4 protein-coding genes are annotated in these 9897 nt (G+C 53.6%); all 4 read left to right on the plus strand.

Annotated elements, in window-relative coordinates; all coding sequences use genetic code 11:
* The first annotated feature begins 23 nt into the window (after positions 1–23).
* The 4 genes from DFR42_RS24690 to DFR42_RS24705 all read left to right on the plus strand — a co-directional run bounded on the left by DFR42_RS24690 (position 24) and on the right by DFR42_RS24705 (position 9628).
* Complete coding sequence (locus tag DFR42_RS24690; RefSeq protein WP_170133669.1) at positions 24–3392, plus strand: HEAT repeat domain-containing protein; 3369 nt, start codon at positions 24–26, stop codon at positions 3390–3392.
* Positions 3389–5044 carry an SWIM zinc finger family protein gene (locus tag DFR42_RS24695; RefSeq protein WP_110257729.1) on the plus strand — a complete coding sequence of 552 codons (1656 nt, stop codon included), beginning with the start codon at positions 3389–3391 and terminating at the stop codon, positions 5042–5044. The genes DFR42_RS24690 and DFR42_RS24695 overlap by 4 nt, the downstream gene beginning before the upstream one ends.
* A 391-nt stretch (positions 5045–5435) precedes the next feature.
* Positions 5436–7391 (plus strand): reverse transcriptase family protein, encoded by a 1956-nt coding sequence (locus DFR42_RS24700; protein ID WP_146218965.1) that lies wholly within the window; start codon positions 5436–5438, stop codon positions 7389–7391.
* A gap of 395 nt (positions 7392–7786) precedes the next feature.
* Positions 7787–9628: a phosphatidylinositol-specific phospholipase C domain-containing protein gene (locus tag DFR42_RS24705; RefSeq protein ID WP_110257731.1), complete on the plus strand. Its 1842-nt coding sequence runs from the start codon at positions 7787–7789 to the stop codon at positions 9626–9628.
* The last annotated feature ends 269 nt before the right edge of the window (positions 9629–9897 follow it).

Below are 9897 nucleotides of genomic sequence, written 5' to 3' on the forward strand. Positions count from 1 at the left end.
GCGACAATTTTCGGAGCATGGCTATGCAAGGCATGATTAAATTGGTGAAGCTGGTACGCATGCAGCCCAAGGAGCGGCATTGCGAAATCGAGTTATCGCAAGCACCGCAGAGTACAGTAGCTGCCCCTGTCTATCTGGTGAATGTGCGTGAAGGCCACCCCGATGCTGAATGGCAGGAAAGCAGCAAGACCCCTTTCCCGGTCAGCCTGAGCCAGGCAGAAAGCCTGTTTGCCCAGGCGCTGGCCAGCAAGCTGGAGCAGGGCTTTGTCGATACTTCAGCGGCCAGCGCATCCGATGTCCCTGCTACACCTGTTACACCTGAGGCTCCTGATGTTCCCAAGAGCGATGCCATGCAGTGGGGCCATTCCTCACAAACCCTGGTACAAAAAATCAGCAAGCCCGCATCTGTCTCAGGCCAGGAAAAAATCCTGCTGGACCGCTTGCCGCCGCGTGTCTGGTCTGGCATGTCGCGCACAGATCAAACCCGCACCGTCTGGCGCATAGGCGAGCGTCGTGTGCAGGCAGCCGTGCCACGTCTGGTGGAATTGCTGGAAACTGCCGATCCCATGCTCGATTACTGCATCGCCTATGCCATAGGCCGCTGCGGCGATGCCGGTGCCAGAGTCGCCATGCAGGAGCTGAGCCAGCGTTCCAAAGATACACGTGTCAGGCATATGGCCTTGCAAGCCTGGCTGGCTTTGGCAACGCTAGAAGAAAGGCGTGAGCATGCGCTGGGCTTGCTGGCGTTATGGCCCGCAGATTTACAAGCCGCCTGGAAAAAGGCTGAGCATGCCCCCAACCTGCAAGCAGGCATGGATGAAATCCTGCTGGTCTTGCCCGCCTCCAAAACCTGGCAAACCTGGCGTCATGATGACTGGCTGGAACAACTGGACATGATAGCCCAGGCTGGTATTTCGCCTCTGGCGCGTACCTTGCTGCTGCAACAGTTGAACAGCTTGCCGGTCAATATATCGGTATTCCGCGCCTTCAGGCATTTATACAAGAGTGCAGAATTTCGGGCAGACGCCGAATTGTTTGGCATCCTGCACCAGCGTTTTGAAAAAACCTGGCCCTTGTTCCTGCTCAGTTCCAGGACCAGTTATGTGTATCTGGAAAGGCGCTATGTCAGCTATGCCGATGAAGTCAACAAACCCAATAGCAGGGTTGCCTATTCCAGCCTGACGCGCGACTACCTGCGCCGCCGCACCTGGCGTACCTTGCGCCGCCTGGGTGAACTGGGCAGTGCCGACTTCACCAGCATGGCCACCGGTGTCTTGCTGGCCTGTGATGATGCACATGCAGGCAAGCCACAGATACAAAGGCTGGATAACTGGAATTACCAAAGCCGCTCCTACACCACCGAGCGACGTTATCTCAGCCCCTATGCCAGCTGGATGGTCTTCAATCAACTGATCCACCAGCACGATAGCGAAGTCAGCAGAAGTCGCACTGCATTGAAATGGTGGACATCTGTGACGACGGACGAGCTGACAGATCAGTTGATCTATCCAGCACGCACAAAGCGACATGAAGCCTTCCCCAAGCTATGGGACGCCGCACCAGAAAAATTGCTGTATCTGCTGCAGCATAGCCTCTGTCATGGCGTGCATGTGTTTGCCGCCCGCGCCCTGATAGACAATCAGGCTTACTGCCAGCAATTAAGCGCTACGCAATTGCAAGGCTTGCTGCAAAGCGCCTATCTGCCGACGCAGGAATTTGCTTTTGCCGCGATCCAACAACACTTTGCCGGGCAAGCACCAGACCTGGAATGGTTGCTGGTCTTGCTGGCCACGGCTTATGTGCCTGCTGCCGAGTTTGCATTAGGGTTCATCAGTAAAAAGCCCGAGCTGTATGCACAGGAAGCAGGCTTGATCCTGGCCATGATAACCAGCCCTTCGCCAGCAGTACGTGCAGCTTGTCGCATGCTGGTCCATGGCGCCACACCTGCGACGCGCCAGCAAGTCCTGGCCCGTTTGTCTGGCTGGGCCAGCCAGGCTGATCTGGTAACTAGCCATGCCGAGGCTGTACGCGATGACCTGCAATGGCTGATCCACAGCGTGCTGGCAGAACAGGTCGCCGCTTTGCCTGACCATGACATTGCCGCCTGGTGCAATCTGCTGCAAGCCAGCCACTTTTGGCAACAGGCCCTGGCTACTGATATCTTGCTGGCTCACCCGGCTGGCATCGCCCATGTCTCGCCTTTGTTACTGCGCGATTTATTGCAGGATGCGGATGCAGGCAGGCAAAGCCTGGGCAGCCGTTTGTTTGCTGCCTTGCCTGCCGACGTGTTACGCCAGCAGCCCGACCTGGTTGCTACCCTGGCGACGGCGCTGGACGCGCGCGTGCGCTCTGCCATGACGCCGGTGATCAGCCAGCTTGCGGTGCATGATGAATTTGCTGAAAAATTGCTGGCTCACTTCATCGATGTGATTTTCCGCAGTGATAATGTTGATGGTGAAGACAGCGTACACACCGACATTATCAACTGGTGTAGCGGCCCCTTGCTGGCAGCCACGCTGGCCCTGCCTGTCGATATGCAATGGCGCTTGTTGCAAGCCCGTAGCAAGGGCGCGCAGGAACTGGGCGCCATATTGCTCAGGCAGGAGCAGGGCGCACAGGGCACACAGAGTACATTAGCCGCCAGCCTCAGCATCCTGCAATGGGCCACGCTGGGCAAGCATGCTGTCCTGCAAGTCAGGTTGCAGGCGCAAGCCTATTTCAGCCAGCATCTGCCTGAAGTGCGCCAGCAACTCAATGATGCCTTGCGCATACTCGATACCCGCTGGCCAGAAACCCGCAGTTTTGCTGTTGAATATTTCAGTAATAATATCAGCGCCGATGAATGGAACCTGAGCCAGTTGCTGGCCCTGTGCGACCACCAGCAAGCCGCCGTGCAAAGGCTGGGCAGGCAATTGATAACCCGTCATTTCAGGATGGAAGATGCGGCAGAATATGTCCTGAGCCTGTCCCAGCATCCATCGGCAAGCATGCAGTTATTTGTTAGCCAGTGGCTGGAACAAAGTGTACAGGCCTATGCCGACAAGCTTCTGGCATTACAGCATCTTCAGCAGTTGCAGCCTTATTTCCTCAGTGTGCTCTCGCATGTGAACAAGGCCCGCACGGTCAAGAACCGCGTGATCCGTTTCTTGCAGGAGCAGGGCTTGCTGTCGGCAGGCCATGCCCAGTTTGTTGCCCGCATTTTCACCCGCCAGGTACTGACCGTGGCGATACAGGACAAGGCGCAATACATACTCGGCCTTACTCAATTGCAAACTGCTTATCCGGCCCTGGAGACCGAAGCCGACTGGCCCATGCACATTGTCGCACCGCGTCTGCATCATAATCAGAATCAGCCGCAGCGCGCTGCCCCCATTTCTGCGGAGTCTGTATGAAGTTTGAATACCGCTATTTTGGCAATAGTCAGGTGAATGACAGCGCCACTGCCACCAATATGCAGTTCGCGCCTGATACCCTGCGCACCCCCACTTATTTTGCCGCCACCCTGCAACCCACGCTGGCCCTGGCTTACCGCGAAGGCATCAGCGCCATGCATGATGTAGTGGTGTCTGACTTGCGCACCCAGCCCAAGGACAGGACAGCCTACTTTGCCTGGCTGGCAGAAAATGAAGCCAGTCTGCTGGCCGACTTCATGGCGCAGGAAAAAGAATTGCGTGAAAAGATCACGCCCGTGCGTGCAGAACTGACCAGGGTACAAAATCAAAAGGCAGAGCTGATCAAGCCTTTTTACAAAGCCCAGCGCGCTTACTTTGATTATCTCTACAAAGAAAACCGCAGCATGTGGATAGTGCTGGACCCGGTCATCACCGTCCATCCTGACAAGGTATTCTTTGAATGCTTCAGCCGCGATGAATCGACTTATGCCAGCCTGAGTTGCCGCCATAGTGTTTTCAAACATCTGGGTGAATTTGCCTGTGGCACCACCAATATCGATTATTCATCCGAGCTGTATGATGAATTCCAAAAGATACGCTCCTATAAAGAAACCCGCTTTGAAATCCAGGCTGACGGTTTCAAGGTACAAACCGGCCATGACGAGCAATATCATGAGGCCAAGATAGATTTACCAGACAGCTGGATGCGCGGCTTTTTGCAAGTCAGCACTGCCATGTCATTACCTGCCCACAAGCTGGACTTGCACCCCATGGATGTGCACGGCATTTGCCACATCCTGCGCCGCAAGACTGAGCGGGTAGGGCCGCGCTCTATACGCTTCATCCTTGAGCCAGGCCAGCCCATCACCATGCTGTTTGAACCCTGGGGCATCAAGCTGGTATGCCAGCGTTCTGTCTTCACTGGCAAAGAGGCAGCCGAGGTCAGGATATGGGGCCGCCGCCGCTTGCTGACACTGGAGCGCCTGATCGCCGTCGCCAACAAATTTACTGTCATGCTCATGGGCACAGGCTTGCCCAGTTTCTGGATTGCTCATCTGCCAGACATGGATTACACCCTGGGCTTGTCCGGCTGGACAGCCAATGACTGGTCACGCGCCGGACAATTTGATTTGCTGGCACCGCGCCTTGATGTTGATGACGCGACAGCGCAAGCCGTGGCACATGCCTTGTCATCACAATGGTCAGCCAGCACTACCAGCCTGGCGCAGCAGTTGCAGATAGACAGCAAGCTGGTGGCATCTGCCCTGACCGGCCTCATGCAGGCAGGCCGCGTCGTGTATGACGCAGTGGATCAGGTAGCCCGCTGGCGTGATCTGGTGCGCGAACCCATCAATGTCGCCAGCCTGCGCTTTGCCAGTGAACGCGAATCTCTGGCAGCGCAGCTTGTGCATAAAAACCTCTTGCTTGATTTGCAGTCAGCAAACCTGGCTGGTGGTGGTATCGAATGGAAAGCCAGCGTCAGTGCCAGCATCACCAATACCAAGAAACTTAGCAAGACCATGATCAGGCTGGACAATGATGACAGGCTGGTCGAAGGCAATTGCAGTTGCGATTACTACGTGCGCAACCGCATGTTCCGCGGGCCTTGTGAGCATATGCTCGCCATCAGACAAGTAGCCAATAACAAGTGAGTTGTTGATTACAAGTTTTTACATCGTAGTTATTTACAGGAGGTGAGCAGGACATTAGAATAGATTTTGGCAGGAAGGCTCTTGCAATCCGGATGGTGTATCGCCATCCATGTTTTTTGCTTAGCTATGCATCACTGAGTTTCTCTTCACTGTGCCGGAAGGACATACCGGCGTGATGACGATGTGGATTCCGTGAACCCCATCACGCCGGTATGTCCTTCCGGCGTCGAGTGGAGCCTCTCAGTCTGAAGGCTCTTCGATGAGCTTCCTGCCGCTTTCCCTTCTTTTGTCTGGCTCACCGTTTTTGATTTATTTGGAAAACGTGAATTCTTTTGTCGCTCTCTGATATTTGTTGATATCAGCGCATCAAAAGAAAACAGAGACCAGCGTCATGACACAACAACAGCAACCGTCTGCACAGAGCGCATCTGACAAACCATTGTCACAGATGACGCGCGATGAATTGTATGCCCACCTGCGCACGACCACCAAAGATGCCGTGGTCTTGCAAGAGATGCGCCGCCTTGGCTTCTGGCCTGCAGATAGTGGCAAGCCATCGGTGACTGATGAACTCATCACACGCGAATCTCAGCTCATCAATGAGCTCAATACTCTGACAGATAAATTACGCCGTGTACAAGACCCTAAGGCGGCCCTGCGTGACATGCGCAAGCAGCGCATGGCGGCAGCAAAAGAAAAGCGTGAACTGACCAAGCAAAAGCATGCGCAATTGCGCCATGCCAGGGCACTGGCCTGGCAAGAAAAACGCCAGAACGACATAGGCTATCTGGGTGAAGGTGTTTCCACTGGCCTCAACTACACCAGCACCAATACCGACAAGCTGGCGCGTTATCAATTGCCTGCGCTGCAAAAATCCCTGGACCTGGCAACGGCGATAGGCATACCACTTGCTGAATTGCGTTTCATGAGTTTCCAGCGCAAGGTCAGCCAGGTCAGTCATTACCAGCGTTTTGCGATTCCGAAAAAAACTGGCGGCCAGCGCTTTATTTCTGCCCCCATGCCGCGCCTCAAGCGTTGCCAGTACTGGGTGCTGGATCATATCCTCGCCAAAGTGCCTTGCCATCCTGCTGCACATGGTTTCTTGCCGCAGCATTCCATACTCAGCAATGCCTTGCCACATGTAGGCCAGGCCGTGGTCATCAATCTGGATTTGAAAGACTTTTTCCCCAGCATAGAATATCCACGCGTCAAAGGCGTGTTCAAATCCCTGGGGTATGGCGACCAGATTGCTACCCTGCTGGGCTTGCTGTGTACCGAGCAGGCGACAGAAGAAGTGCGGGTAGACAAGCAAAAATATTTTGTCGCTGGCAAAAAACGCAGCCTGCCGCAAGGCGCGCCATCCAGCCCGATGATCACCAATATCTTGTGCCACACCCTTGATAAACGCCTGCATACTGCGGCGACCAAACTGGGTTTTGTGTATACCCGTTATGCCGATGACCTGACGTTTTCCAGCAAGCAAAAAGAGCGTCCCCCTGTCGGCAAACTCTTGTGGCGCGTCAAGCAGATCATCGCCGATGAAGGCTTTATCCTGCATCCCGACAAGCAGCACATCATGCGCCATAGCCAGAAGCAGGAAGTCACCGGCATCGTCGTCAATCACAGCCCGACGATAGATGCCAAGACCCTGCACCGCTTCCGCGCCACGCTGCACCAGGTAGAAAAGAATGGACCCGCTGGTTATCACTGGAATGGCAATACCGACGTGCTGGGTGCGCTGGAAGGTTATGCCCGCTATGTCTGCATGGTCAACCCGGTAAAAGGCCAGCCCTGGCTGCAACGCATCAAGGCATTGCGTGCGCGATACGCACCGCAATACGCAACGCAGTCAGCAACACATCCTGCAAGACCAACACTACGCCAGCAAGTCGCCAGCGGCAAGACACCACAAAGAGCAAATGGCAAGGACTGGTGGCAAGTACAGGAAGCTGCTGCACCCGTGCTGGAGCAAACTGCGCAGCAAATTGCAGAAGAGAAGAAGGTAGTCAGGCAAGCCGAGAAGGAAGAAAAGAAAGCTGCGGCCATGCCCCAGTCTGTTCAACCTGATGTGGCTGGTAATACTGGCAATCAGGCTGCTAACACTGCTAACCCTGCAAATACGGAAAACCTTACCGCAGCAGAAAAAAACAAACTCAACAAGCGGCTGTATGGCACCTTGGGCCGGGTCTTTCAAGTCTTGCTATGCGCCATATTCTCAGCGAGTCTGCATAGTCTTTATCCACTGACATTTGGTATTGCACTGGTCGCCCTCAGCCTGATCTCCGGCCGCAGCAGCCTGGTGTGGGTCATGGTGATGCTGGTGTTGAGTGTGGTTTTGTTGAGTTGAGTAAGCAGGCAGGCTGCCATCAGATATGCTGTGCATCTGCCTGATCTTCACTGACAGAACAGCAATTTACGTGATGTGGGACACATTGCAATGCGCCGCATGGGAAGGCAGCATGCCGTGGAAAGCAATCATTGCCGTGCAGGGCGCTTACATACGGCGCATTACAATGCGCCGCATGGGAAGGCTGCATGCCGTGGAAAGCAATCATTGCCGTGCAGGGCGCTTACATACGTCGCATCACAATGCACCCTACACCCTACGTCCTGCCCTAATTTTTCCTCGATTAACGTTATCATAAATGAACTTATCTAATTTATAATGTTTATGAATTGGTAATGCCGACATGGGCAATTCATGTCAATTGATGATAATTGATGATAAAGGACGGGTAAATCATGACGAGTACAGTTGCAGTGTATCAACATAGTGCAAAACAGCCAGAGCGGTATTTTTACGATAAGCTCGATTACAACAATCAGGACTGGACAGCAGGCACCCTGGCTTTTGGTGCTTGCGCAACACCTGTGCCAGGAACAATCTCCATCTACACCCAGGTTGCCACCAACCCCTATCGCAACCGCTTTAGTACGCAGCCAGAAGCGGATGGTGAATGGAGCCAGGGTGAATTTGCTTTTTATGCCTATACTTCACAACAGCCGGGCACTGTACCCATTTATCAGCATCTCGCTGCCAGCCCCGCACGCTACCTGTATGACACTCTGGAAGATGGTCGCGGCATCTGGGGGGCAGGTAAAACAGTCTTTTATGCAGCACCACCGCTGGTAAGCTGGCGGCGTCACTGGATGGGAGCCCTGATTGCGCAGACTGCTACTGCGCCCCTGATCACCAATGTCAATCTGCCCGGCACGCACGACACCGGCACCTGGGCTGTCGTGCATGAGAAAGCATCCAAATGCCAGACCATGGACCTGGCAACGCAACTGGCGATGGGTATCCGCTTTATTGATATCCGGCTTTACCCAGGCACCAACCCCGCGACCGGACAAAAGGATTTGAAAGTCTGGCATGGCCCTACAGATTGCGGCATCTGGTTTTCTGACATTGTCGCGACCTGTAATCAATTTCTGGATGGCAGTCTGGAAACCATCGTCATGTCGGTCAAGCTGGAAAGCAAGGAGATATTCAATACAGAATTCTTGCAAATACTGGAAGACCATTTCCTGGCCAACACCTGGAAAATCAATGCACCAGCGACCAGGCTGTTTAATGTGGAAGAAAATGCGCAGAATATTCTGGCTACAGCAGGGCAAATTGTTTTGTTCAGGCGTTATGAGTACGACCCGGCAGACCCCGCACGCAAGCATATAGGCATAGATGCTGCTGGCTGGCCCGATGATGATCTCACCAGAATGCCCACGCCAAAACCCGTACCAAAGATGATACAGGATGCTTATCAGTTCGCCGTAGGCACGACCGCCGGCAAATGGGCCATGGTCAATGATTTCCTGGAAATGGCAAAAGCAGACAAAAACGACGTCTGGTACATCAATTTTTCCAGTGCTGCGGGTGGTGCTTATCCTTCTTATTATTCGGACAGGGTCAATCCCCATCTGCAAGAATACATGGAGAAAGAGGTCGCCAATGCCAGTCCCGTTACCAAAAAATACGGCAGCATACTCATGGATTTTCCTACGCCAAGGATGATAGACGCTATCGTTGCCAGCAACTTGTATTACGACAATAAGGTCTTGCGCCCGCACCGTCCTTATTATTTTGCGGTGGGAAGCACCAAGGATTATGCACTCGGCCAGCCGCACAAGGTCGCTGGCTGGAATTACCCCATGGCGGTCACCGACACCAAGGTCGCGCATGTACTGATCAAGATAAATGGCACACCAGGCCAGGAAGGCGAGATCCATGTCGGCGACATCGTGATGATACAGTGCCCGCAATTTACCAATGATATCTACATCTACATAGAATCAAAGGGCAGCAAGAACGGTGACGGCATAGACCTGTTTTATGACCAGGAAAACGCGCCAGAATACGGCAACAAGAATGAAGTGTACTGGAGAGTTGAACGTAACCCGGGAGACAGCAATCAAAAAAGTATTATTGCGCCGGGTGACAATGTGCGCTTCAAGAGTGTCAGTTCCACCCAGGATCAATATCTGTGTGCAACCACCAATGCCTATCTGGGCGCGGTTGATATCAAGAACTATAATCCCAACGATCTTATCGCAGGAGGCTTTGAGTTTTATCTGACTGTCGTTTGATGAGCTCATCAACAATCAGGGCCAGGCGATATCACCTGGCCCTGCTGATTGGCCATAGCTAGCAGGCAGGCAATTTCTGTGACGTAGGGCGCATTGCAATGCGCCGCATGGAAATACAGCATGCCGTGGAAAGAAATCATTGCCGGGGGAGTGCGCTTACATACGGCGCATTACAATGCGTATATGGACTCCTCAGGAATTGCAAGTTTTTGTTGTTTCGGCTTAAGTTCAACTGCTCGCGTATATCCGGCTTCTCAATTGGGTACCGT

It is taken from the genome of Undibacterium pigrum, assembly GCF_003201815.1.
GTDB lineage: Bacteria > Pseudomonadota > Gammaproteobacteria > Burkholderiales > Burkholderiaceae_D > Undibacterium > Undibacterium pigrum.

Bases quoted from the DNA above. Each gene is read 5' to 3' on its own strand.
- DFR42_RS24705 (WP_110257731.1), top strand. From the start codon at position 7,787: ATGACGAGTACAGTTGCAGTGTATCAACATAGTGCAAAACAGCCAGAG.
- DFR42_RS24695 (WP_110257729.1), top strand. From the start codon at position 3,389: ATGAAGTTTGAATACCGCTATTTTGGCAATAGTCAGGTGAATGACAGC.
- DFR42_RS24690 (WP_170133669.1), top strand. From the start codon at position 24: ATGCAAGGCATGATTAAATTGGTGAAGCTGGTACGCATGCAGCCCAAG.
- DFR42_RS24700 (WP_146218965.1), top strand. From the start codon at position 5,436: ATGACACAACAACAGCAACCGTCTGCACAGAGCGCATCTGACAAACCA.